This is a genomic window from Flavobacterium marginilacus, from assembly GCF_026870155.1.
Lineage (GTDB): Bacteria > Bacteroidota > Bacteroidia > Flavobacteriales > Flavobacteriaceae > Flavobacterium > Flavobacterium marginilacus.
On record NZ_CP113975.1, the window covers coordinates 3,209,195 to 3,235,844 of the forward strand.

A 26,650-nucleotide genomic window follows, 5' to 3' on the forward strand; every position below is an offset into this window, starting at 1 on the left:
TTATTAATTTACATCGCTAATTAAAGCACGATCCAAATGCACATAACCGCCTTCAACAAAAACAAACTGCCCTGTAGTGTGAGAAGAACGGTCGGAAATAGTAAACAAAACTGCATCGGCGATTTCTTCAGTTTTAGTCATTCTTCCCTCAAATGGTATACTTTTATTGATTTTTTTCAAAACTGCTTCACCATCTGGTACCGTTTTGATCCAGTCTTCGTATGCTGGTGTGTAACATTCAGCTATAATTATCGCATTGGAACGAATACCAAACTGAATCAAATCTACAGCCCATTCTCTGGTTAATCCAAGTACCCCTCCTTTTGCGGCAGCATAACCGGAAGTACCGCCCTGTCCTGTCAAAGCTACTTTTGAACCAATATTCAGAATATTTCCTTTTGATTCTTTCAAATAAGGAAGCGCAAATTTTACCAGCAGGAAGTAACTCACTACATTCAATTTTAAAGAATCCATAAATTCTTCATAAGTAGCATCTAATCCTGCTCCGTCGTTAACTCCTACATTATTGATAACAGCATCAATTCTGCCGTATTTTTCGGCAATCTTTTTTACTGCATTTTCCATCGCCTCAGGATTGGTAACATCCGTCTGCACAAATAAAGAATCAATTCCTTTTTGTTGCAAAGCTTCGGCATAACCAAAACCTCTGCTGTTTCTGTCTACAAGAACCGGAATAGCACCTTCATCAGCAAGGCGGTTGATGATGGTTTCACCAATACTGCCTTCTTTTCCGGCGGAACCTGATACTACTATGATTTTTCCTTTTAAATGTAAATCCATATTTTATATTTTTTAGAATTAATTCAATTCTATGATTGCTTTAATAGTATTGTTTTTTGGATCAATCCATTTTTCAAATTCACCAATCATGTCTGTAAAATCAGCACGGTGAGTGATGTATTTTTTAGGGTCGATTTTACCTTCTTTCAGGCATTGCATTACATATTCAAAATCTTCGATGGTCGCATTTCGGCTGCTCATCAAAGTAGATTCTCTTTTATGGAAATCAGGATGACTGAAACTCAGTTCTCCTTTTTGAAGTCCCACCAAAACAAATCGACCGCCATGAGAAATGTAATTGAAAGCACTGTTCATCACTTTTTGATTTCCGGTCGCATCAATCACCACATTGGCCATATCACCATTGGTCAGTTCTGCTAATTTTGCAGCAACATCATCGTGCAGCGGGTTTATAGTTTCATCTGCCTGAAGCGCTTCTTTACAAAAATTAAGGCGGTATTCATTGATATCCATAACAATCACTTTAGCCCCGGCAATTTTTGCAAACTGGATCAATCCTAATCCGATTGGTCCTGCTCCCATTACTAAAACAGTATCGGTTGCTTTTACAGCTGCCCTGCGAACACCGTGTGCTGCAATGGCAAGCGGTTCTATCAAAGCCAGTTCATCATAATCCAAACCTTGTCCGTGAAGGAGATACTGTTCAGGAACAGTCACATATTCTGCCATTCCGCCATCTATATGCACACCAAAAACTTTGATATTTGCACAGCAGTTTGTCAAACCGTTTCTGCAGGCAACGCATTTTCCGCAGCTGAAATAAGGAATAAAAGTTACTTTGTCTCCCGGTTCAAAACCTTTTGCATTTCCTTTTATATATTCTGCAGCAAGTTCATGCCCCAGAATTCTTGGATATTCAAAATAAGGCTGTGTTCCTCCAAAAGCATGTATATCGGTTCCGCAGACCCCTATTCTTTTAATTTTCAAAAGAACTTCGCCTTCTTTTGGTTCCGGCATTGGTTTCTCTTTCAGCAGAAACTCTTTCGGTTTTTCGCAAACAATATATTTCATTTTATTAGAATTATTTTTTTAGAAATTGGATAAACAACTCCTAAGTTTATATTATTTACTATATGCTTTTGCTACCTGTCTGCTGGATCCTAAACCTTCCATGCCTAACTCAATAACATCACCGGGCTTGATATAAATTGGATCTGGCTTGATTCCTAATCCAACTCCCGGAGGCGTTCCTGTACTAATAATATCACCAGGCATTAAAGTCATAAACTGGCTTAGATAATGTACTAAAAATGGAATTTTGAAAACTAAGTTCAATGTATTGCTATCCTGGAATTTTTTACCATTTACAGTTAACCACATCGGAATATTATTTACATCGGCAATTTCATCCTGAGTAGCAAGGAATGGCCCAAGAGGCGCAAACGTATCGCATCCTTTTCCTTTTGCCCATTGTCCGCCCATTTCTATCTGAAAAGCTCTTTCGCTGTAATCGTTTAATAAAGCATAACCTGCTACATAATCCAAAGCTTCTGCTTCTTCTACATAACTTGCTTTTTTGCCTACAACAAATGCCAATTCGATTTCCCAGTCTGTTTTTTCACTGTTTTTTGGGATAATCAAATCATCATTTGGACCGCATAAAGAAGTCGTTGATTTGAAAAAGATAATTGGTTCTGCTGGAATCGGCGCACCTGTTTCATGACAGTGATCTACATAATTCAATCCAATACAGATTATTTTTGAAGGTCTCGCTACTGGAGAACCCAAACGGACATCGGCACTCACTTCTGGCAAAACCGGATTGCTTTCCAATGCTTTTTTTAATTTTTCTAAACCGTTTTCATCAAAAAAAGCTTCATTAAAATCTGAAACAATTGAAGATACATCATATCGTTTCTCTCCAATAATAACTCCTGGCTTTTCTTTTCCTACAGCTCCAAAACGTATTAATTTCATTTTCTTTTTTTTTTAAGTTACTGAGTTGTTAAGTTACTAAGCTGCTAAGTTTTTCATCTCGGCAAATTTAGTAAGTTGTATTTTTTAAGTTCCTGATTTCCTCAAATGCTAAGTATCTTTAATCTTAGGAACTTAGTATCTTAGAAGCTTAGCAGCATCTTTTAATTATTTAATTTGATAAATCCTCCGTCAATAGGGTAATCTGAACCAGTAATAAAACCTGCTTCATCACTGCACAAATACAGTGCTAAAGCCGCAACTTCATCTGGTTTGCCCATTCTTCCGATTGGCTGGGATTTTGATAATTTTTCGAAAATTTCAGCTTCTTTTCCCGGATAATTTTTATTGATAAAACCATCAACAAAAGGCGTGTGAACTCTCGCAGGAGAAATCGAATTACAGCGGATGCCTTCATTGATATAATCTCTCGCAACCGACAGAGTCATAGCCATTACAGCTCCTTTTGCAGTTGAGTATGCAAAACGGTCAGGTATACCAACCCATGCTGCAATTGAAGCCATATTCAAAATTACACCGCCGCCTGACAGTCTAAATTGCGGAATTGCTGCGTACAGACAATTATAAACTCCTTTTACATTTACATTCATCACTCGGTCGAAATCGGCTTCTGGTGTCGTATCAACTTTTCCAACGTGCGCAATTCCGGCATTATTAACCAAAATATTGAAGTTTCCTATTTTTTCAAATGTATCGGTAACTTCTTTTTGATTAGCTACATTACAGGCATAAGAAAATACTTTTCCGCCCAATTGTTTAATATCATCAACAGCCTCCTGAGCACTTTCGATTGTTAAATCGATAATATGAACCTCGGCTCCCTGTTTAGCAAACAGCGCAGCTATGGCTCTCCCAATACCGCTGCCTCCTCCTGTTACTACTGCTTTTTTATTTTGTAATGAAAACATATATTCTAATTTTAATTTTATCTATTCAATTCTAAAGCTGCCAAAATAAAAGGCCCTGTCGCTTTCGGGTCATTATTTTTCTTTCTTTCGTTAATATAATATTCGTACGAACCATCGCGATAAGGATTACCGCCCAAACCTGCTACAGCACAGGCATTAGTCAATTCTACTTCGCCTTTAGAGTCAATTACTATCGATTGTGAAGTCAATCCGTCAAATGCTTTATTGGCAAAGTTTTTGAATTTTTTAGGCAGGTAGCCTTTGTTCACTCCTTTTGCAAAAGCATAAGCAAACATAGCAGTACCCGAAGATTCTAAATAATTACCTTTTCTGCTTCCCATGTCAGTTACCTGATACCACATACCCGATTTTTTGTCCTGAAATTTAATCAATGCATTTGAAACAGCATTTAAATAAGCAATTAATTCTTTTCTTTTCGGATGTTCTTTGGGAAAATAATCCAATACATCAACCAAAGCCATCACATACCAGCCAATAGATCTCGACCAAAAATTTGGTGAAACACCAGTCTCTTTATTCGCCCATGGCATGGCTTTGCTTTCGTCCCAGGCATGGTAAAGCAATCCTGTTTTTTTATCAGTGGCATGCATTTGGATTAATTCAAATTGTTTGGCTATGTCGTCAAAGAATTTTCCATTTTCAAAAACTGCTGTATACTGAGCATAAAATGGTTCTCCCATATATAATCCATCCAGCCACATTTGGTTTGGATATATTTTTTTATGCCAAAATCCCCCGCTTGCTGTTCTTGGCTGATTTTCTAACTGCCTGCGTAAAGTCTGCATTGCGGTTAAATATCGCTTATCGTTTGTCTTCTTATACAAATCAAACAGTAATCTTCCTGCAGTTATATTATCAATATTATAAGTATCCGGCTCATACGTTTTGATATTTCCTTCTCCATCAATTAAATCATCTGCATAACCTTTTATATAGGCAGCATATTTTGGTTCCTTTTTCTGCTTATTCAATTCTTCAAAAGCATACAAAACCAATCCGTGTACGTAATCCCAATGCGGATTTTTTGCATCGTCTATCATATAGGACTGCGGATGGCGGTTCATCAGTGTCAAAGCCATTCTTTCAGACCATTTCAGTTTATCCGAAATTTCATTTTTCTGTTTTCCTGAAACTGCTTCGGTTTCGGTTTTTTGAGCCATAATGTGGCCGCTGAACACTAACAAAGCAAGCATCACACTTGTCCTTACAAAAAAAATGATTTTTAATGAATTATTCATCTTTGTTACAAATAAGATTATTATGAATTCTTTAGTTTTTGCTGATTTTTTTTACACAAAAAACAAATAAATTGTAATCGATTACACAAATGTAATTTTAAATATCAATATTCCAAACATAATTTATACATTTGTAATTGTAATTTTTACATTTATTATTTTTTAGCCAAAAAACAAACAATTTATCATAAAAAATGACAAAACTTAAAGGCATAACTTGGAATCATACAAGAGGACTTTTACCTATGGTTGCCACAGCGCAGCGTTTTACAGAACTTAATCCTGATATTGAAATCAGCTGGGAAAAAAGAAGCTTACAGGAATTTGCAGATGCTTCTATTGAAGATTTAGCAAAAAGATTTGATTTGTTAGTTATCGACCATCCCTGGACAGGTTTTGGAGCACATACCAATGCGATTCTTCCTTTGTCCGACTATCTTTCTCCAGAATATATAAAAGACCAGGAAATCAATACTGTAGGACGTTCTTACGGAAGTTACATTTTTAGCAATAAATTATGGGCACTGCCAATTGACGCTGCCACTCCGGTAGCTGCAGCACGATTGGATATTTTAGAAAAAAACGGTTTAAATGTACCGCAGACATATGATGAGTTATTGGCTCTGGCCAAAAAAGGACTGATTGCTTTTGCAGGAATTCCGGTAGATTCGTTAATGACGTTCTATTCTTTTTGCTGCAGTCTGGGTGAAGCCCCTTTTCAGTCGCAGGAAAAAGTAATTTCGATTGAAACAGGAAAAAAAGCCCTGCAGATGCATCGCGAACTGGCACAGTTAATGGATCCGGCAAACTTTAACCGAAACCCGATTCAGGTGTATGAAGCAATGGTCAACTCCGATGAAATTGCCTACTGCCCTTTTGCTTACGGCTATTCTAATTATTCAAGAATTGGTTACAGCAAAAACTTACTTCATTTTTATGATTTAGTAAAATTGAATGACCAGCCAATGATTAGCTCTTTAGGCGGAACAGGACTCGCAGTTTCTTCTTTCAGCAAACACATTCCTGAAGCGGTAAAATATGCAGAATTCACAGGATCATCACACGTACAGCAGAATATTTTTGCAGACAATGGCGGACAGCCGGGACATCTTCAGGCTTGGAAAAATGACCGAATCAATGGGATAACTCACGATTATTTCAAAAATACACTGCCTGCTTTGGAAAGAGCTTTTTTAAGACCTAGATATTCGGGACACATGTATTTTCAGGATCATGCGGGCGATGTGGTTCGTGATTATCTGATTAACGGCGGTGATGAAGAAGCCGTTTTAGCAGCAATGGATGCGCTTTACATCAAGTCATTAAACTTATAACAGCATGAGACCATTAGAAGGATTAGTTGTATTGGAATTCTGCCAGTTTTTGGCAGGGCCTTCTGCGGGCTTAAAATTGGCTGATTTAGGCGCGAGAATTATTAAAATCGAGCGTCCGGTAAAAGGCGAAGCTTGCCGTCAGCTGAGCATTAAAGACCTTTTTGTGGATGACAGCAGTCTGCTTTTTCATACCATCAATAGAAACAAAGAATCATTTGCAGCCGACCTTAAAAACCCTGAAGATTTAATTTTAGTAAAAAAACTAATCGCCAAAGCCGATATTATGACCCATAATTTCAGGCCGGGTGTTATGGATAAAATAGGTTTAACTTTTGCGGAAGCGTTAACCATTAATCCAAAAATAATTTATGGAACAATAACAGGTTACGGAGACAAAGGTCCATGGGCAAATAAACCGGGACAGGATTTACTGCTGCAGTCACTTTCCGGACTGAGCTGGTTAAGCGGCCGAAAAAGCCAAGGGCCTGTTCCATTTGGTCTCGCTGTCGCCGATTTAATGTGCGGCAATCATTTTGTTCAGGGTATTTTGGCCGCATTACTCAAAAGAGCCAAAACCGGAAAAGGAGTTTTAGTAGAAGTCAGCCTGCTGGAATCGATTTTAGATGTTCAGTTTGAAGCCATTACTTCCTACTTAAATGACGGAGGACAGCAGCCGCAAAGAGGCGATGTTAAAGGAAGTGCCCACGCCTTTCTAAGTGCGCCTTATGGAGTTTATCCCACTCAGGAAGGATACATTTCATTGGCCATGGGTGATTTACTTTTCATTGGAAATACGTTAGGAATCGATTTAAATAAATATTCCGATAAACATTTATGGTTCTCACAAAGAGATGAAATCAGAGAAATAATAACTGAAAAACTGCTGACTCAAACAGCTGATTATTGGCTGAATTTACTTCAAAAAGAAGGAATCTGGTGTGGCAAAGTTCTCAATTACGAAGAGTTGGACAGCCAGCCTTTTGTGAAAGAATTACAATTAAAACAAACGGTTAAAAATGCTGCTGGAGAAACCTTGATTACTACCAGAAGCCCTATTCAATTGGATGGAGAAATTTTGGCCAGCCCGAAAGCAGCACCAAAAGTGGGTGAAGACAATACTGTGATACATGAAGAGTTTATTCGTTGAACCGTTTATTTGTTTAATCGTTTTATCACAAACAGTTAAACAAATAAACGATTAAACAGTTAAACAATCAAAAACGATTAAACAAAAAATGAAACCATTAGAAGATTATTTAATAGTAGATTTCAGCCAGTTTCTTTCCGGGCCTTCAGCGAGTTTACGATTGGCCGATCTGGGTGCTCGTGTGATAAAAATTGAAAAACCGGGAACTGGAGACATCTGCAGAACCTTATATACTTCTGACTTGATTATGAATGGGGAATCTTCCGTTTTTCATACCATCAACAGAAACAAAGAATCATTTGCCATTGATTTCAAAGAGCCGAATGAACTTGAAAAATTAAAAAAACTGCTAGCCAAAGCTGATGTTGTTATGCACAATTTCAGACCCGGCGTGATGGAACGTGTTGGCTTGAGTTATGACGATGTTACAGCAATCAATCCCAATATTATCTATGCCGAAATTTCGGGCTATGGTACTAAATCGGATTTAAAAGATTTACCGGGACAGGATTTATTACTGCAATCATTGACTGCATTAACCTGGCTGAGCGGTAATCAGGAAGACGGCCCGGTACCAATGGGATTGTCAATAGTGGATATGCTTGCAGGAGCGCATTTGGCACAAGGAATTTTGGCCTCTTTATATAGAAAAGCAACTCACGGTATCGGAGCAAAAGTTCAGGTAAGCATGCTGGAATCTGCTTTTGATTTTCAGTTTGAAACCATTACGACATATTTTAACGACGGCGGTGAACTGCCTGTTCGTACAAAATCCAACAATGCACACGCATATCTGGGTGCGCCCTACGGAATTTACAAAACACAAAATGGTTATTTAGCTTTGGCAATGGGATCAATCCCAGTTTTGGCCTCTCTTTTAAAATGTGATGACTTGTTACAGTTCTCTGAAAACAAATTTGGATTACGTGACGAAATCAAAAACATACTCGCCACGCATTTACAAACACAGGAAACTCAGTTTTGGCTGGATATTTTAGAACCAGCAGATATTTGGTGTGCCAAAGTACTGAACTACAAACAGCTTTTTGCTGAAGAAGGATTCCGCGTTTTAAATTTCACGCAGAAAGTCGAAATGACAGACAGCTATACTTATAAAACAACCCGATGCCCAATTAAAATTGATGGAGAAATTTTCACATCAGTTAAAGGTTCCCCAAAATTAGGACAGGATAACGAACGGATTATTAAAGAATTTATAGCTTAATAATGGAAAAGTTAAGAATCGCTGTCAGGAAATTTGATCCTTTTGAAAGTACATTGCAAAAACTGTGGGATTTGTTCTGTATCGAAAATAATATTGAAATGGAAGCTGAAATGATTCCGTTAGAATTACATGATTTATATACCGAAACAATCAGCAAAAAGGGACTAAAAAAAGGAACTTGGGATATTGCTCATCTTAACACAGACTGGATTTTTGATGCTGTCAATGAAAAAGCAGTTCTGGATTTAAATCCATTAATTGCCCAAAATGCACCGCAGAATTATCCAGAAGGCTGGCATCAGTCGCTGTTACATTTACAGCAGATCAATGACAGAACTTATGGACTTCCTTTTCATGACGGTCCGGAATGTCTGATTTTTAGAAAAGATTTATTTGAAAATACAATCGAAAAAGAAAAATTCAAAAAACAGTACGGTTACGAGTTAAACCCTCCCTGCACTTGGGAACAATTCAGCCAGATTGCCGAGTTTTTCAACCGTCCTGAGCAGAATTTATACGGAAGTGTGTTTGCCAATTTTCCTGATGGGCATAATATGGTATTCGATTTCTGCCTGCAGTTATGGACACGCGGAGGTTCTTTACTGAATGCACAAAACCAAATCGACATCCAACGTCCTGAAGCCATCGAAGCTTTGGATTTTTACAGAAAAATAATCAATAACCCCAAAGCCGTTCATCCAAAAACAAAAAAATTTGGTTCGGTAGAAGCTGGTTTGGCTTTCGCCAAAGGAGAAGCAGCAATGTCTATTAATTGGTTTGGATTTGCCTCAATGTGCGAAGTAATTGAAGAATCAAACGTGAAAGGGAAAGTAGATATTACCGAATTACCACACAATTCAAATCACAAAACAGCTTCTTTGAATGTATATTGGCTGTATACAATTGGTTCAGGAAGCAGACACCAAAAACTGGCGTACGATTTTCTGCGGTTTGCTACTAGCCCCGAAAGTGATAAATTACTGACCAATGAAGGCGGAATCGGATGCCGAAAATCAACCTGGAATGATTCTGAAATCAATACCACAATTCCGTTTTATCATAAATTAGAAATGCTTCACGAAAATGCTTTAACGTTACCGCAGACACCGATTTGGCCCAAAGTAGCCGAATTGATTGACCAAATGGTACTCAAGGCTATTGACAGCAGTGTTTCATCAGAACAACTTTTAAAAGACACTCAAAAATCAATCCAAAAATTATACTAATCATGGATATACCTTATAAACCCTCATTGCCAGAAACAGTACAGCCCATAATCATTATTGGTGCAAGCGGTATTGTAAAAGATGCCCATCTTCCCGCTTATAAAATGGCCGGCTTTTCGGTTTTCGGAATTACCAACCGGACAATAGCAAAAGCACATACAATGGCTGAAGAATTCAATATTCCGCATGTTTTTGAAAATGTAGCCGAAGCTGTAAAAAATGCTCCATCAAACGCTGTTTATGACATTACTGTCCTTCCTGATCAATACATCGAAATATTAGAACAATTGCCAGATGGTGCCGCCGTGCTGATTCAAAAACCTATGGGAAATGATTTGGCGCAGGCCAAAGAAATTGTGGCAGTATGCGAAAGAAAAAAATTAGTAGCTGCTATTAATTTTCAGCTGCGGTTTGCTTCTTATATCAGTGCTGCCCGATACATGATCAATCAGGGAATTATTGGAGATCTGTATGATCTTGAAGTAAAAGTAACGGTGAATACGCCATGGGAATTGTTTCCGCTGATTAAGGAGCATCCAAGATTGGAAATTCTTTTTCACAGTGTTCACTATATCGATTGCATTCGCTCTTTTATGGGAAATCCAAAGGGCGTTTATGCCAAAACAGCGAATCATCCTTTGAAGAAATTATCCTCCTGCCGTTCTTCGATTATTTTGGATTACGGCGATTCGATGCGTGTGGTGATTAATACCAATCACGATCATCATTTTGGACCAAAACATGAAGAAAGCTACATCAAATGGGAAGGAACCAAAGGTGCCATTAAGGCTAAGATGGGTTTATTAATGAATTATCCTGATGGTATGCCTGATGAATTCGAGTATGCACTGCAGACTGAAAAAGGTTCCTATGAATGGCAAAAAAAGGAACTGGAAGGTTCGTGGTTTCCAGAGGCTTTCATTGGCACGATGTCAAATCTGATGCGTTTTAAAGAAGGTTCTGATGCTGTTCTGCACACCAGCGTGCAGGATGTTTTAGGCACTATGAAAGTGGTAGAGGCCTGTTACATCAGTAATGAAAGAGGAGCGGTCTCACTAGATAAATTATAAAAACAATTTAAAAATTTTAAACATATAAGTCATATAAGAACCAAGAAATTAAATGAACCTCTTTTTTAACTTATAAATAAGTTCAAAAAAGATATAGGCTTTAAAATCAAATAAACTTATATGACTTACATGGTAAAAAAACTAAAAAAATATGTATTTCAAATCAACATTTTTTGAAGATTATCAGCTTAATGATAAAAGAGTTACATTAGGCAGAACAATTACTGAAACTGATTTTGTGGTTCATGCGGGTCACACAGGTGACTTTTTTCCGCATCATATGGATGAGGAATGGTGTAAAACACAGCCTTTTGGACAGCGGATTGCCCACGGAACAATGGTTTTCAGCATTGGAATCGGACTTACAGCATCAGAAATAAATCCTGAAGCTTTTTCTAAAGGATATGAACGTATGCGGTTTGTAAAGCCAGTTCATATTGGCGATACCATTCATTCGGAAATCACAATTTCAGAAAAAGGAGAAGCCAAAAAGCCTGAAATGGGAACTGTTACCGAGCATGTTGAAATCATCAACCAGCGAGGTGAAGTCGTGCTTGTATGCGACCATCTATTATTAGTAAAAAAGAAATAATTAACTAACCTATAACTATAAATTATGCAAATAACCAACCAAATTGGCGACCAGCACGAAGTGCCAACAGAACAAGGAGTAGAAGAAGGATCTGGAAAAAAATATCTTTTACCTTTTATTTTAATTACCAGCTTATTTTTCCTTTGGGGAATGGCACACGGTTTTGATGGAATTTTAATTCCGCATTTGAGAAAAGCCTGTGAGTTAAACAACCGACAATCTACTTTAATAGACACTGCTGTGTTTCTTGCATATTTTATTATGGCAATTCCTGCTGGAATGCTGATTAAACGTTTTGGATATAAAAACAGTATTATCACTGGATTATTAGTATTTGCTGCTGGCGCTTTTCTATTTATTCCTGCTGCTAATTCTAGAACGTATGAATTATTTTTGTTCGCTTTATTTGTGATTGGCTGTGGATTGACGATTTTAGAAACTAGTGCAAATCCGTACGCTGCTATTTTAGGACCTGCTGAATCTTCTTCAAAAAGATTAAATTTGGCTGCCTCTTTTAACGGATTGGCTGCTATGCTTGGACCTGTATTAGGTTCAATGTTTATATTGTCAGGAAAAAGCTTTACACCTGTACAAATGAATGCAATGCCTGATACAGCTAAAGCAGCATATTTACTTGAAGAAGCTTCAACCGTAAAAATGCCTTATATGATTCTAGGAAGTATATTGGTACTTATGGCTATATTATTTTACTTCATGCACTTGCCTTCGATGAAACCTACCCATACCGAAGTTGAAATCAAACCTGGATTTTTCTCTGTTTTAAAATTTTCGCATTTGAGTTGGGCAGTAGCAGCACAATTCTTCTATGTAGGTGCTCAAGTATGCGTTACCAGTTTTTTTGTTCGAATTGCTGAACAAAGTGCAGGATTGGATGAAAAAACAGCGGGTTATTACCTAGGTATTTATGGTTTCTTATTTATGGCAGGACGCTTCATTGGAACTTTCTTTTTGCGTTATGTAAAAGATTATATTTTGTTATCTATCTACTGTGTTATCAGCATTATTTTATGCATTGTAGCTATTTACGCAAGCGGTATTGAAGTAATTTATGCTTTAGGCGGATTAGGTTTTTTCATGTCAATTATGTTCCCGACAATTTTCTCGCTGGGATTAGTTGGCTTGAAATCCAATACCGAAACTGGTTCATCTTGGTTAGTAATGTCCATTGTCGGCGGGGCAATACTTCCTTACTCTATGGGAACTTTAATCGATATGAAACATGACGATATTCAGGCGGGTTACATTATTCCGCTGGTTTGTTTTGTCATTATTCTTTATTTTGGTGTATTTGGACATAAAGTAAAGAACAGTATTTCATAAAGTATTTTTTCGTTTTATAAAAAAGATAGTATTGAAGTAATATCCAATACTATCTTTTTTTTATTTTTAAAACAATCGGTTGTTTTTTTATATCTTAGCCGAAACATCATGAATTGGGTTAAAGAAATAGTATTCCATTTATGATGTTTTAACATTAGATTATACTCCTTTCAGTTTAAAAAACTTTACGATGAAAATAAACATTCTTTTTAAAATACTATTTGTTAGTATTACCGTCTACGGTACGTTCAATTGTAATGCGCAGAATCAATATCGCTTTCAAGATTATAATTTAACCTTTGAAGAACGGGTAAATGATTTAGTCTCTCATCTCACTCTTGAAGAAAAAGTATCACAAATGCTTAACGCCTCCCCTGCTATAGAACGTTTGGGAATACCGGCTTATGACTGGTGGAACGAAACACTGCATGGAGTAGCCCGAACTCCTTTTAAAGTGACTGTCTATCCGCAGGCCATCGCCATGGCAGCAACATTTGATAAAAATTCATTGTTTACCATGGCCGACTATTCTGCAGCCGAGGGCCGGGCCATTTACAACAAAGCGGTTGCTTCCGGCCTTACAAATGAGCGGTACTTGGGACTCACCTACTGGACACCAAACATTAATATTTTTCGTGACCCGCGCTGGGGACGCGGACAGGAAACTTATGGAGAAGATCCATATCTTACTGCCATGCTGGGCGATGCATTTGTACGAGGACTGCAGGGTGATGATCCAAAATATATTAAGGCGGCAGCCTGTGCCAAACATTATGCTGTACATAGCGGTCCTGAACCCCTAAGACATGTCTTTGATGTAAATGTAAGTGCCTACGATCTGTGGGATACCTATCTTCCAGCTTTTCAAAAATTAATAACCGAATCTCATGTTGTCGGCGTTATGTGTGCTTACAATGCTTTCAGAACGCAGCCCTGCTGTGCCAGCGATATATTGATGACCGATATATTAAGAAACCAGTGGAAATTTGACGGTTACGTAACCTCCGACTGCTGGGCAATCGACGACTTTTTTAAGAATCATAAAACACATCCTGACGCTACATCAGCATCGGCAGATGCTGTATTTCACGGAACAGATATCGATTGTGGTACCGATGCATACAAAGCACTAGTACAGGCCGTAAAACAAGGTAAAATTACTGAAGCTCAGATAGACGTTTCGGTTAAACGTTTATTCATGGTGCGTTTCCGTCTAGGAATGTTTGATCCAATTTCAATGGTTAAATACGCACAAACCTCTGATAATGTTCTCGAAAGCAAAGAACACGCTGCACATGCTTTAAAAATGGCACAGCAGTCAATGGTACTGCTAAAGAATGAAAAACAAACCCTTCCTCTCAGTAAAAAACTGAAAAAAATTGTTGTTCTTGGGCCAAATGCGGATAATGATATAGCCATTTTGGGCAATTACAACGGTACGCCTTCTACGCTGAAAACAGTTCTGCAGGGCATAAAAGACAAAGTTGGCACATCTACCGAAGTTGTTTATGAAAAAGCAGTCAGCTTCACCAATAACAATCTTTTGCAATATCAGGATTTATCCCAGCAGTATTCTTATGAAGGGAAACAGGGATTTAAAGCCGAATATTACAATAACAAAGACCTTGAAGGCACTCCGATAGTAGCCAGAGAAACCAAAGTAGACAATATCTGGCAGGAAGGCCAAGCGGTAACCGGCACAATAAGAGCCAATAATTTCTCAGCCAGATATACTGCCGATTTTAAAGCTGAAAAAGACGGTAATATAACTTTTGAACTCCAAGGTGATGAAGGCTTCCGATTTATTGTAAACGGGACAGTTGTTATTGATTCATGGAAAAAAAACCGCTGGGGAGCAAAAACCTATGAACTTGCAGTAAAAAAAGACTCCCATTATACCTTAGCTGTAGAATACTGGCAGGGCGAAGGAAGCGCGTATATTAAAATGAATGCGGGCAGTTATGTTAAAACGGATTATAATCAGCTTGCTGACCGCTTTAAAGATGCTGATGCATTTATTTTTACAGGAGGAATTTCTCCACAGCTTGAAGGCGAAGAAATGAAAGTAAGCGACCCAGGATTTGACGGCGGAGACCGTACCTCAATACAGCTGCCAACTGTACAGACGGAACTGATGAAAGCCCTAAAATCAACTGGCAAGCCTGTAATATTTGTCATGATGACTGGCAGTGCGATCGCTGCACCATGGGAGTCCGAAAACATTCCTGCAATTTTAAATGCGTGGTATGGAGGTCAGTCAGCTGGAACCGCAGTTGCAGATATTTTATTTGGCGATTATAATCCATCCGGCCGTCTGCCTATCACATTTTACAAAGGAGACAGCGACTTGGCATCTTTCAATGACTATAATATGGAAAACCGAACCTATAGATATTTCAAAGGTGTGCCGCAATATGGTTTTGGATTCGGACTGAGCTACACCTCCTTTAAATACAGCAAATTAGAAATACCTGTTCAAGCTGAAAAAAACAAAAATGTATCAGTATCGGTAACTATTACAAATACTGGCAAATTTTCAGGTGAAGAAGTAGCACAATTATATGTCCTTGAGCAAGGCAAAAAAATAAAAACCGCTATTAAAGCCCTGAAAGGTTTTGAAAGAGTTTCTCTTAATCCGGGACAAAGCAAAACAATAACTTTTACTTTAACTCCGCAGGATTTATCGTATGTTACTGCTGAAGGCAAACTACAGCAGCTTAACGGCAAAGTCGAAATTGCTGTAGGCGGTCATCAGCCTGACGAACATAACCTATCAAGCAGCGGACTAATTAAAAGTGCAGTAACTATTAAATAATCATCAGGCTGCCAATTCAGGCTATCCGCTTCAAGTCCGCGGTCATCGCCCAAAAAAACATAAACCCAAAAGGAGCTTCCGCTGGTCGCTCTTTTGGGTTTTGTTTTTTTAAGGGCTCTTCCCTTGCGGGCTTTCCGCTGCTATCCTGGGCAGAAAGATCTTTCGCTTATTACAGAATATTTTTTCTTATAACCTGAGTTCGATTATAATATAAATAATTAATATATTGATTATAAATTATTTATAATAAAATCAATCGCATCAGGCTTTATATTATTGTCTTCTACCGAAATTCAACTATTCGTAAGTATATAATTTTAATTTTTGAATTTCATAATCACCAACAGAAATCCTAAGATGCCTTCCCTGATGCGTCTGGTCACCATTAAAATGACGGATTGTTCTCCAAACGTTCTCATCAAATCGGCCTTGGTCAACTTTTAAAATTCCAGCATTTAAATCACTATTTTTTAACGGTTTAAAAGTCACCACAATCCCGGAACCGGCTATATAAAATTCGTCTGGTGCAGTTTCAATGATAATCGCACTGGACATTGGCCAAACATTTTCTTTGGCACCATCAGACCAATTTAAAGTATAATCGTGTTTAAAAGTAAACTCATAATTTCCTAGTGTAATAATCTGTGAAGCATTTTCTTTGTCCAAAAGTACACCGTCAATCTTGCCCAATCCTTTATATTGCTCAATAACTGGAGTCAATTGTTTCACCAGATCATATATTTTGCTCAAAGGTTCTTTTTTACCATCTTCAACTGATTCAATAGAAAACGGAGAAAAACCAATAGCTTCATAATGACCTATTGCATACAATCCTTTAAATGGTGCAGTTGTATCAAACTTATGCTCTGGTATAAATAAAGGATCTCCCTGACGGGTAAATAAATCATTCCACTGTTTGAAAGAAGGATTGTAAAAATCTGGAGCCAAAAGATCAATTGCATTTCCTGCTGCTTTCCAAACATCCATTACATGCGGGAGCGGACCGGCACTTGGATATTCGCCCGGTTTTTTTCCAGGAGCATTCAGGGCAGCATTTACATACATTGGAATTCCGTAACTGTCTTTTCCTGCTTTGGCTACAGCATTAGTGAATTTTGCAAAAAACCAAGCCATAAAAATTTCATCTGTCTGCAGTCCTTTTCCAAAAACATCTTCCCAGTTTCCAGAGGTTTTAAAACCATTTTTTTTCCATAATTCAAAAAACTCAGGCACCAGTTTTTCTTTGTTCTTTTGCATGTACTGCAACAATTCTTTGGGTACTTCTTTTTTGAAAGCTTCGTTTGCCAATGGATGATAATCTCTTGCTGTTGGCAGCATTCCGATTTCATTCTCCACCTGAATCATTATGACAGTATGATCTTTCTGATCAAAATCTTTTATGTGAGCCATTAATTTTTGAAAAGCATTCAAATCTGCTTTCAAATTATTTTCACTAAACGGCGTTAAGATTTCATGGCTTTTATTTTTGTCATCTTTGATTCTCGGATATTTTTTCTGATTTAACTTTATCCAAGCCGGAGCATGGCTCGACATACTGTTTTTCCATGATCCGAACCAAAGAAAAACCAGTTTTAGATTCTCTTTTCTGGCTTTTAGAATCAGATCATCGACTAAGGAAAAATCAAACTTCCCTTCCTCCTCTTCAATAAGTTCCCAATAAATAGGCATCAGAACAGTATTAAGATTCATATCAGTAAGTTTTGGCCAGATTGGTTCCATACTCTCCATACTAGTAGCGGAGGAATTTCCTAACTCGCCGCCTCTTATAATGAAAGGCTTTCCGTTGACTATTAATTGTGTTTTATTGCCTTTTTTCTGAAGACTTGGTATTGAATTTTGACAGAATCCCAGCTGTATACACAATAATGCGGGTAAAAGAAATCTGCAGTTTATAAAATTAAACATCCTTTTTATTTTAATATTAAGAATTAAAAAAACAGAACCGAAAAATAGAAAAAAAAACAATCCATAGCGTAAACCCTTTGACAGATTTGCACTATGGATTGTTAACTAACAAAAAAACTATTTTTTTACTAAATCGCCAGAGAATCCAGCACTTACATCTTTTCCTGCTAAACCATCAGCAACTCCTTTGTATGCATGCTTGCGTTTGTAGCTGGCATCCCATAGGTTTGGAGATTCATTTGGCAGCCAGTTTACGTGCTCCTCTTTTCTATCTGAAATACCCCAAATAGTAATTCCGTATTGCTGTGCTTTAGGAATATACTGTCTGTAAGAATCTATAACATACTGATACATTGCAGACTGACTTGCTAATTGTTCTAAAGTTGGTGAAGCTGTTCCTAATCTCACATCCAATTCAGAAATTTTTATCAATTTGCCGCTAGCAGCCATTTTTTTGAACATTTCAACAATTTTAGCTTTATCAGTAGTCAATGAAATGTGCATTTGCGTACCAATACCATCAACAGCTGCGCCTTGGCTTTCGATGTATTTTACGTAGTCAATCAATCCGTCACATTTTGGTAAGTTAGCCTCTAAATTATAATCATTGATAAACAGTTTATCCGTTGCATTTCCATATTGGCGTGCTAATTTGAATGCTGTAACTGCATAATCTTTACCTAAATATTTTACCCAATAAAACTCATCAGAAGCTAAGTCTGTTACAACTCCGTCGCGCAGGCTTCCGCCTTCTTTCATTGGCTCGTTTACAACATCCCAAGCTTTAACATCATTCTTATAATGGCTCACCATTTTTGAAATCCAATCTGTCATAGCGTTACCAATAAGGGTAGCTTTTTCAGCATCAGTTTTTTCAATAGTGACAGAAGGCGTTCCAGCTCCACCGCCACTAGCAACTCCATCAGTTACTACTACTTTATCAATGTAATAAGTTCCTGCCACGGCTCCCAAATCGAAGTTGAAACCATCCTCTGCACCTGTTCCTGTAATCTTCCATTCCACATATTTCCAAGCTGTTGAAGTATTCTGATCTCCTTGATACATCGCATTTCCTGTGGTAGAACAGCGTACAGAACCTGCTGCATCTGATTTAATATAATAAGAAACAGTATATGCTGTCCCTGCCTTTAATTTACTTGTGAAATTAGAATGAATTTGAGTTTTATACTGGCTTCCAGGATTACTGGTCGAATTAATTACCTTCATTACTCCATTTCCTTCATAAGCCTCAGCTGCAGTGCCCAGATTTAATGCGTTTGCATCTCCATTCCATTTTGACCAGCCTGATATATCAGTATTGAAATTACCATTAGCAACCAAATTTGTAACTGTTGGAGCTGCATCTAAATCAACTACCGCAACAGTACTTGCATCGATATAATAAGTAACATTCGGCAAATAACCTAAATCAAAATTAAACTTAAATGCTGTAGATGCTGCTTTAATGTCTTTAATAACGAATTTAACCTGCTTCCATAATGATGTTGTTACAAAAGCTTCTGTATAAGTGGCTCCTGCAGCATACCAATCCTGATACGGATATTGATTAGTTACATTACTGTCAAAAGAAATACGCCCTTTACCCGCTTGATCGGATTTGATGAAAAATGAAATTTCATATCTATGTCCGCTCACCGCAGGTATACTAGGTGAAGTTAATTGCAAATTATAAGCCTGTGAAGATGTTGCACTCGAAACTAACTTAATAGCTTTGGAAGTACTGGATAATCCAGCTCCATCTACTGCTGTTATACCTGCACCCGGGTTGTTTTTTGCCCAGCTGCTAAAAGTACCATCTTTTAAACCAGCGATATTAAGTGTATTTGGGCCGCTTGAACCCGGAATAATAGTTGGAGCAATTAAACTGTTCAAATAACTCGCATTTTGATTTGAGTGCCAAACCAAAGTATGCCCAAAAACAGATAATCCTGCCTCTTTTGTTTTGGCAATAAAAGCATCAACTTTGGTGAAATTAATTGCGCCTGTTGAACTTACCATTGGAGCATGTTTCATTGCGTATCCTACTGTTACCTCGTCAAAATTTTCATTTACAAGAGTACGATATGCGGCATCATTCATATACTCGTCCAAACCTATACCTGCTCCAAGTTTGAAATCAGTATACGTTTTAAGCGGTTCATATCTGCTGATTTTTTCGGCTAATTCCAAAGGAAGTTCCGAAGAAGCTATATCTCCGTGAGAAGGATCTTTTCCCCATTCCATCAAATTATCATCACAAGATGCAAACAAGATACAAGACAAAGCAATTGCTGGCAGTATTTTATTATATTTCATTTAATTATTTTTTAAGGTGAAACTAATGTGCTATTGTTATTTAAATTCTAAACAATATCAAAGTTGTTATTTAATTAGGAAAATCGCTGTAAGTTGGTGTTTTCAATGATACAATCCTCCAATTATCTGTAGACACGCTTACAGAAGTAGCTGATGATGCAAATACAGCTTCACTAGCCTGTCCCGTAACGTTAGTTAATTTTACATCAGAATTTTCAAAAAAGAAACCGAAATTTTGATACGTTGCTGCTTCTCTGGCTTTAAGAACATCATCAAATGTAAAAGCTGCTTTTGAAAAACTGTACAGCTTATTCAATGGAATAGTTACTGTCTGCCATCCTGTTGTTTGAAATGGAACCACTTTCCCTTCACTTGTTATCCAAGGTACATAATTGTAAGTGGCACCTGTCCATTCTCCCCCGTTAAAGTTATTTATCAGACATATTTTTAAAAAACCTGTATTGGTCCAGGCTGTTGGAACATAAATATCAAATTGTAAAGCAACCTGATCCAATGGAGTTGAAGCTGGAATGTATGGTGTCAATTGTGCTCTCCAATTATCAACACCATTCCCTGCTGTCCAAGTTTCGGAACATCGGTTTGTAGCTGCCGCAAATGAAGCGATACGTGCTGGACGATGCGGTACATATTTTCCTTGAGAAACATTTCCTGTACCAGCTGCTGTCGATAACAAATCAGCAGGCTGAATCATACTTGTTCCAGAACCCCAGTAGCCATGAGAACCTAATCCGTCAAAATCAAGAATCACTCCTTTTTTGAAATTAAAATAAGCCGGTGAATACACACCTCCATTAGCACTTTCTACTAATAAAGAACCTCCTTCTGCTGAAACTCCTGCCGGCATGGTTACCGTAAAAAATTCTCCTTTAACATCAGATGTAATTCCGTTTGTTACTTCTATATTACCAGGGAAAACTACTTTTTTAACTTCTGTTAAACCAGTACCCGAAACTGTAATCACTTCACCAGCTTTTGGCATTGTATTAGAAATAGAAATAATTTTAGGTGCTGCTGAACGGATATTAAAAGCAAAAACAGCTTCGTTCGAGTCATTTACAAAACGAATCGTGTTACGAACCGCAGGATCTGCATCAATAGTCGGCGTATTTTTAGAAATGCTGATTAACATTGAAGTATCAGAAACAAATACGACATTAAAATAGGTTTCAAAACCATTGATATACACTTTCTTTAAACCTGTAAAACCTGTTCCTTCCACACGGATTAACTGTCCTAAACGGGCAAAAGAAACTTCTCTGTCCGGTACAGATGAATTAACATCCTCCAAAAAAACTTTACTTATCGTTATTGGTCCACCGTCACTGCTGTCATTGTTATCACAAGCATTGAATAACATGGATACAAACATCATGACTATGATTGTAATAGACGCCCAATACTTTTTATTTAAAATATAATTTTTCATATTTTGTGTTTTCAGTTTTAATTAAATAAATCAGTTATTTTAGCTTCCTTGAAATCATAAGGAACTGGTGCTTGGCTTAATAATGGATTCTGAATTACTTCTGATTCTGGGTAAGGCATCAAAAATATTGAAGCATCTATAGCCCCAACCGGTCTTGTAGAATTATCTCTTGTGGCATCTACCGAAACAGTATTTGTTGCTGCGGCATAAGTAATCGGCACAATAATTCCTCTTGATTGACCAGTAACATAATTAATAACTTCCTGCTGTTTATAGTAAGACCTTCTTACTAAATCATACCAATACTGCCCTTCCATGCACAGCTCTACTCTGCGTTCATGTCTAATATCTTCATATGTTAAAGATGTTTTTGGATCCAATCCTGCTCTTTTTCTCAAAAGATTTACAAAAGTCAAAGCATTAGCATCTGTAGTATTGGCATTATTTCCTAAAGTTGCTTCTGCATAATTAAGAAGCACTTCTCCCAAACGCAACATATAAGTATTCAAAGATGAATTTTGTCTTGTGATTTTGCTGTTATCTTTGGTGGAACCTACAACTCCTTTTTTGACATTTACAAAAGTATTTGCATGATCTACAGTATACCCCCCATTGGCGGCATTAATAGTGGAATAATGATCATCATCGGCCATCCAAGTAGCTTGACGTCTTTTATCTTTTGGTTCATATTCATATAAAACATTATTTGATGCTCTTGTCCAATATCCCCAGGCAGCATCATCGCCAGTAATATCTGAACTTAAAGCAAAATAAGCCTGCTGCGTATTATTAACACCATAACCTCCAAATGGTACCCACTGCAAAGCAAACATAGATTCAAGGTTGTTGTTATTGTCTACTTCAAATAAATCAGCATAATTAACTAACATACGATAAGGTCCGTCTGTAATTGCTTTTTCTGCTGCCTTTTTAGCTAAATCAAGATAAGATTGGCTTCTTGTACCAGAATTAGGATTATCACTTAAACCTGCAACGGATAAATACAGACGAGACAGCATTCCGAAAGCACTATATCTCGTTAAACGTCCAGTTTGTGGTGCAGTTTCCGGTAAAAACTTGGCAGCAAATTCTAAATCACGAATAGCAAATTCATAAACATCTTTTGTTGGATTCGTGTTAACCACAGGATTTTTTACCAAAACTCCCGGATCTGTAGAAATAATTACATTTCCCCACAATGAAGCCAAATACCAATAGGCAGTACCTCTCATAAAACGAGCTTCAGCGATATATTTATTTTTAACAGCTGCATCAACATTGCTGGCTTCAATTCCGATAATAACGTTATTAGACTGCTGTACTACATTGTATAAAGATCCCCAAGCAGATACTAAAGGTCCTGTTAATCCTGTTTCGGTCAAATCGGCAAATGGATAAATATAATCCGAATAAGGTGCGTATAAATTGTATGAACGGCCGTCTCCTAATCCGTAATAAAATTTATCATTAAAATCAAACCACACTCTGTTATATAAAGGAGCTGTAGCAGCTTTAAAATCATCTTCTGTTTTATAAAAATTCTCTTTGGTAATTAAATCATTAGGAGCTTTATCAAGAAAGTCTTCACTACAGCCTGTTACCAAAAAAGACAATGCTGCAAAAAGAAAAATGCGTTTTATATGTATCTTTTTCATATTATTTTACGTTTAAAATTTAACATTTACACCAAAGGTTGTAAAACGCGGCGTAGGATAACGGCCATTGTCTACACCCGTTATCAGAGCATTTTGATTTAACGATCCTACTTCTGGATCATAACCAGAATATTTAGTAAATGTGATTATATTCTGCATATTTGTATATAATTTGATTCCTGCAACTCCAATTTTTGAAACAAAAGAGCTTGGCAGATTATATCCTATCGAAATATTTTTGATTCGTACAAAAGACCCGTCTTCTACAAAACGATTACTAAAACGGAAGTTCGAAGCTGATGAAGCTGATGAAGCAGCAATACGAGGCATGTAAGGATCACCTCCTACGATTTGCACATTACGGTAATCATTTGGTCCAGTTGGGTCAATTAATTCTAACTGTGCATAACCCAAAGCTTTTGAGAATAAATTCGTGTTCTCACGAGGATTTTCTAGAAAACGTCTTTGGTAATTTACCACATCATTTCCATAAGATCCATCTAGAAATATATTTATATCAAACCCTTTGTATGTAAAAGTGTTACCAATACCAAAAGTGAATTGCGGTAATGGATTACCAATGTACTGAAGATCTTTATCATCAATAACTCCGTCTTTATTACTGTCTTCAAAGATATAGTCACCAATCCATGCACCATTTTCACTAATTTTCATGTCTTTTGGCAAAGCAGTCGGCACTACGTTTCCTGCTGCGTCTTTATAATAAAAATCAGTTGCTTTTTCAAAACGGCCAATTACTTTGTAACCATAAAACTGGCTGATAGGATTACCTACTGCTGTACGGGTTACTACAGTAACATCCGATCCCTGCTGAATTTTCTCATCATAATGTCCAGAATCACTGTTTAATGACAATACTTTATTTTTGTTCATTGAAAAAACAAAATTAGAAGTCCATTTGAATTCATCTCTCTGAAAATTAATTGTATTCAAAGCGATTTCAATTCCTTTATTTTCAAGAGATCCAATATTGTACCAAGGCGGAGAAGTTGATCCTTGACCTGATGTTCCAACATAAGCCGGCAATGCCAATTGGTTTAATAAGTCATCTGTCTTTTTGTAATAAACATCTGCGACAAGCTCAATTCTGTTATCAAACAAACCTAAATCTATACCAATATTACTTGAATAAGTTGTTTCCCATTTCAAATCTTTATTAGCTGTATTTGAGGCCAGTAATCCTGTTCCCCAGTTAGCTGTAGCACTTGATCTATAAGTAGAAGTATAGGCGTAGTTCGGTACATTTTGATTACCAACTGCTCCCCATCCTAGTCTTAATTTCAAATTACTGATAGTCTTATTATCTTTTAAGAAATTTTCATTAGAAACCTTCCAGGCAAAAGCGGCTGAAGGGAACCAGCCCCAGCGATTGCCTTCTGCAAACTTGGATGAACCGTCACGGCGCATAGTTGCAGTTAATAAATATTTATCATCAAACGAATAAAAAGCTCTGCCAAAATAAGAATTTAAAGAACTGCCATTACTATTATTTGATACTATAGCAGTTTTAGGATCTCCCATAGACAGATCCGTTGACGTATTTGTCAAATAACCAGAAATAGATCCATATAAATTTTCCCAATACGACTCTTGCGCTTCCTGCCCTAACATTGCATTTATCGTGTGCTTTCCAAATGTACGGTTGTAGTTTAAAACATTATTCCAGCTCCAAAATTTACTAAAACCTTTGGTACGTGAACCCGTACGTGTTTCATTTTTAATCTGTCCAAAAGTATAGGAAGGATTAAAAGTATAATCATTTGTAAAACCGTAATTCAAAGAATATTGTGTTTTAAAAGTCAATCCTTTTGTAAAAGTAATTTCTCCAAAAGTACTTGCTCTAATTCCAACATTTTCATTGTGATTATCATTAATGTTAGCCAAACCAATTGGATTGTTTTGTACAAATTGATCGGTATCCGGACCATCAAAAGAGCCATCTGCATTACGGACAGCCACATTTGGAGTCTGTTTAAGTGCTGTAAGAATCAAAGACTGATCAGAAACGGTAGTTGTTTGTTTTGAATTATTTAATGCAAAATTCAAACCTACTTTAAAATAATCCTTTACTTGTGAATCCAGATTACTGCTCAAGTTAAAACGGTCAAATCCAGATCCAACTGCTATACCATCCTGATTCAGATACCCTATTCCCATGTAATAAGTACTTTTTTCTGAACCGCCAGAAGCTGATAAGTTATAACTTTGAACCAAAGCCTTTGTAAATAATTCATCTTGCCAGTCTGTACCTTCGCCCAATAAATCGGTACGAATAAAGTAAGGATCTCTCTCTACAATACCTAAATCAGAACGTGTATTTTTATGCTCTCCGTATTCTTTAAGGTTAAGGACATCTAAATGTTTTGGAATTTCCTGCCATCCTATATAACTGTCTAATGATAGTGCCAATTCACCTTTTTTTCCTCTTTTAGTAGTCACCATAATAACACCGCCCGAAGCTCTAGAACCATATATAGCGGTAGCAGAAGCATCTTTCAAAATATCAATAGAAACGATATCCGAAGGATTTATAGATGATATAGGATTAAAATTTGTATTACTGCTTTGTCCATCAATAATAACCCCGTCAATAACATAAATTGGCTCGTTTGATGCATTAATAGAACTTATACCGCGAATGCGGATTGAAGAAGCTGCACCAGGTGCCCCGCTGTTTTGTGATACCTGAACCCCGGCAGCGCGTCCCTGCAGCACCTGTTCAATCGATGTAGTAACCGTTTGTGCAATAGATTTACTTGAAACTGAAGAAACAGAACCTGTTAAGTCACCTCTTTTCATAGTTCCATACCCTACTACTACGACTTCTTTCAGGTCGTTTGCATTTTCCTGCAGGACAACATCAATTTTAGTTCTGTCACTCACTGCAATTTCTTTGGTTTTGAAGCCTACAAAGCTGAAAACCAAAACTCCGTTAGCTGGAACTCCTTTTAAAGAATAGCCGCCGTCAAAATCGGTAACTGCACTATTCTTAGTTCCCTTTACAATAATATTTACTCCAGGAATTGGTCCGCTGCTGTCAGAAACTGTTCCTGTAACAGTTGTTTGAGCATTTACCGCAACAGAAAATACTAACATCAGGAACAGGTATCCCAAGTTTTTAAAGTATTTTGATTTGCTTTTGGTAAGTAAAAAGTTAGTCATAAATAATTGTTTTAATAAGTTAATAGAATTGGTTTAGTTGTTGTTTTTTGTTTACTGTATTATTATTAGTTAAAAAATCAAACCTATAATTAGACGTTCTTGAAACAAATATATACATAAAAAACAATAATACGCAATCGGTTGTGTTTATTTTTTTTATAAATAACAAAAAAATAGAACGTAAATAAAACATTAAAACTATTTATATTCGTAAAACTTTGCGTTTTTATCAATAAGTATCTATTGTAACACGAAAACGCTGTAGAAAACAAATCTTTTTAAATAAATACTTAAATAATACATAAAAAACAATTTTTACTTATTATTTAAGTATTATTTTTATTCAGCGGTAATAGTGCTATTTAGGAGTTAACAGCAAAAAAGCAATCGGTTGTTTCTAAAACAAAACAGCTCCCTCCAAAAAAATTGAAGGGAGCTGTTATTTGTCA

18 protein-coding genes are annotated in these 26,650 nt (G+C 36.9%); 8 read left to right on the forward strand and 10 right to left on the reverse strand.

Features of this window, described 5'->3' with window-relative positions; all coding sequences use genetic code 11:
• Positions 1–3: 3 nt before the first annotated feature.
• The 5 genes from OZP07_RS13455 to OZP07_RS13475 all read right to left on the reverse strand — a co-directional run bounded on the left by OZP07_RS13455 (position 4) and on the right by OZP07_RS13475 (position 4,924).
• Positions 4–801, reverse strand: a complete 798-nt coding sequence (locus OZP07_RS13455; protein WP_281635498.1) for an SDR family oxidoreductase — start codon at positions 799–801, stop codon at positions 4–6.
• Positions 802–819: 18 nt separating this feature from the next.
• A complete protein-coding gene (locus OZP07_RS13460; RefSeq protein WP_281635499.1) occupies positions 820–1,833 on the reverse strand; it encodes a zinc-binding alcohol dehydrogenase family protein in 1,014 nt (337 codons plus the stop codon).
• Between the two features lie 51 nt (positions 1,834–1,884).
• Positions 1,885–2,739: a fumarylacetoacetate hydrolase family protein gene (locus tag OZP07_RS13465; RefSeq protein ID WP_194640204.1), complete on the reverse strand. Its 855-nt coding sequence runs from the start codon at positions 2,737–2,739 to the stop codon at positions 1,885–1,887.
• Positions 2,740–2,900: 161 nt separating this feature from the next.
• Complete coding sequence (locus OZP07_RS13470; protein ID WP_194640203.1) at positions 2,901–3,665, reverse strand: SDR family NAD(P)-dependent oxidoreductase; 765 nt, start codon at positions 3,663–3,665, stop codon at positions 2,901–2,903.
• Between the two features lie 17 nt (positions 3,666–3,682).
• Positions 3,683–4,924, reverse strand: coding sequence for a glycoside hydrolase family 88/105 protein (locus OZP07_RS13475; protein ID WP_281635500.1), 1,242 nt, complete (start codon positions 4,922–4,924; stop codon positions 3,683–3,685).
• A 194-nt stretch (positions 4,925–5,118) separates the two neighbouring features.
• Between OZP07_RS13475 and OZP07_RS13480 the strand changes: the two genes are divergently transcribed.
• The 8 genes from OZP07_RS13480 (at position 5,119) to OZP07_RS13515 (ending at position 15,674) form a co-directional block, all read left to right on the forward strand.
• On the forward strand, positions 5,119–6,258 hold the full coding sequence (locus OZP07_RS13480) for an ABC transporter substrate-binding protein (RefSeq protein WP_194640201.1): 1,140 nt from the start codon (positions 5,119–5,121) through the stop codon (positions 6,256–6,258).
• Between the two features lie 4 nt (positions 6,259–6,262).
• Positions 6,263–7,405: a CaiB/BaiF CoA transferase family protein gene (locus tag OZP07_RS13485; protein ID WP_194640200.1), complete on the forward strand. Its 1,143-nt coding sequence runs from the start codon at positions 6,263–6,265 to the stop codon at positions 7,403–7,405.
• Between the two features lie 88 nt (positions 7,406–7,493).
• Positions 7,494–8,630 (forward strand): CaiB/BaiF CoA transferase family protein, encoded by a 1,137-nt coding sequence (locus OZP07_RS13490; protein ID WP_281635501.1) that lies wholly within the window; start codon positions 7,494–7,496, stop codon positions 8,628–8,630.
• Positions 8,631–8,632: 2 nt separating this feature from the next.
• A complete protein-coding gene (locus OZP07_RS13495; RefSeq protein WP_281635502.1) occupies positions 8,633–9,856 on the forward strand; it encodes an extracellular solute-binding protein in 1,224 nt (407 codons plus the stop codon).
• Between the two features lie 2 nt (positions 9,857–9,858).
• Positions 9,859–10,926 carry a Gfo/Idh/MocA family protein gene (locus tag OZP07_RS13500; RefSeq protein WP_281635503.1) on the forward strand — a complete coding sequence of 356 codons (1,068 nt, stop codon included), beginning with the start codon at positions 9,859–9,861 and terminating at the stop codon, positions 10,924–10,926.
• A 151-nt stretch (positions 10,927–11,077) separates the two neighbouring features.
• Complete coding sequence (locus tag OZP07_RS13505) at positions 11,078–11,518, forward strand: MaoC/PaaZ C-terminal domain-containing protein (RefSeq protein ID WP_281635504.1); 441 nt, start codon at positions 11,078–11,080, stop codon at positions 11,516–11,518.
• Positions 11,519–11,542: 24 nt separating this feature from the next.
• Entirely contained in the window at positions 11,543–12,859 is a 1,317-nt protein-coding gene (gene fucP / locus OZP07_RS13510; protein WP_281635505.1) for an L-fucose:H+ symporter permease, read from the forward strand.
• Positions 12,860–13,049: 190 nt separating this feature from the next.
• The gene (locus OZP07_RS13515; protein ID WP_281635506.1) at positions 13,050–15,674 is read left to right on the forward strand and encodes a glycoside hydrolase family 3 C-terminal domain-containing protein; all 2,625 of its coding nucleotides are present in this window, start codon (positions 13,050–13,052) and stop codon (positions 15,672–15,674) included.
• A 297-nt stretch (positions 15,675–15,971) separates the two neighbouring features.
• On the opposite strand, the gene OZP07_RS13520 is transcribed toward OZP07_RS13515, so the two are convergent.
• The 5 genes from OZP07_RS13520 to OZP07_RS13540 all read right to left on the reverse strand — a co-directional run bounded on the left by OZP07_RS13520 (position 15,972) and on the right by OZP07_RS13540 (position 26,201).
• Positions 15,972–17,600: a GH35 family beta-galactosidase gene (locus OZP07_RS13520; protein WP_228520792.1), complete on the reverse strand. Its 1,629-nt coding sequence runs from the start codon at positions 17,598–17,600 to the stop codon at positions 15,972–15,974.
• Between the two features lie 117 nt (positions 17,601–17,717).
• Positions 17,718–19,916, reverse strand: coding sequence for an endo-1,4-beta-xylanase (locus OZP07_RS13525; RefSeq protein WP_194640192.1), 2,199 nt, complete (start codon positions 19,914–19,916; stop codon positions 17,718–17,720).
• Positions 19,917–19,986: 70 nt separating this feature from the next.
• The gene (locus OZP07_RS13530) at positions 19,987–21,363 is read right to left on the reverse strand and encodes a glycan-binding surface protein (protein WP_281635507.1); all 1,377 of its coding nucleotides are present in this window, start codon (positions 21,361–21,363) and stop codon (positions 19,987–19,989) included.
• A gap of 17 nt (positions 21,364–21,380) precedes the next feature.
• Positions 21,381–23,018: a RagB/SusD family nutrient uptake outer membrane protein gene (locus tag OZP07_RS13535; protein ID WP_281635508.1), complete on the reverse strand. Its 1,638-nt coding sequence runs from the start codon at positions 23,016–23,018 to the stop codon at positions 21,381–21,383.
• A 12-nt stretch (positions 23,019–23,030) separates the two neighbouring features.
• Complete coding sequence (locus OZP07_RS13540) at positions 23,031–26,201, reverse strand: SusC/RagA family TonB-linked outer membrane protein (protein WP_281635509.1); 3,171 nt, start codon at positions 26,199–26,201, stop codon at positions 23,031–23,033.
• Positions 26,202–26,650: the final 449 nt, after the last annotated feature.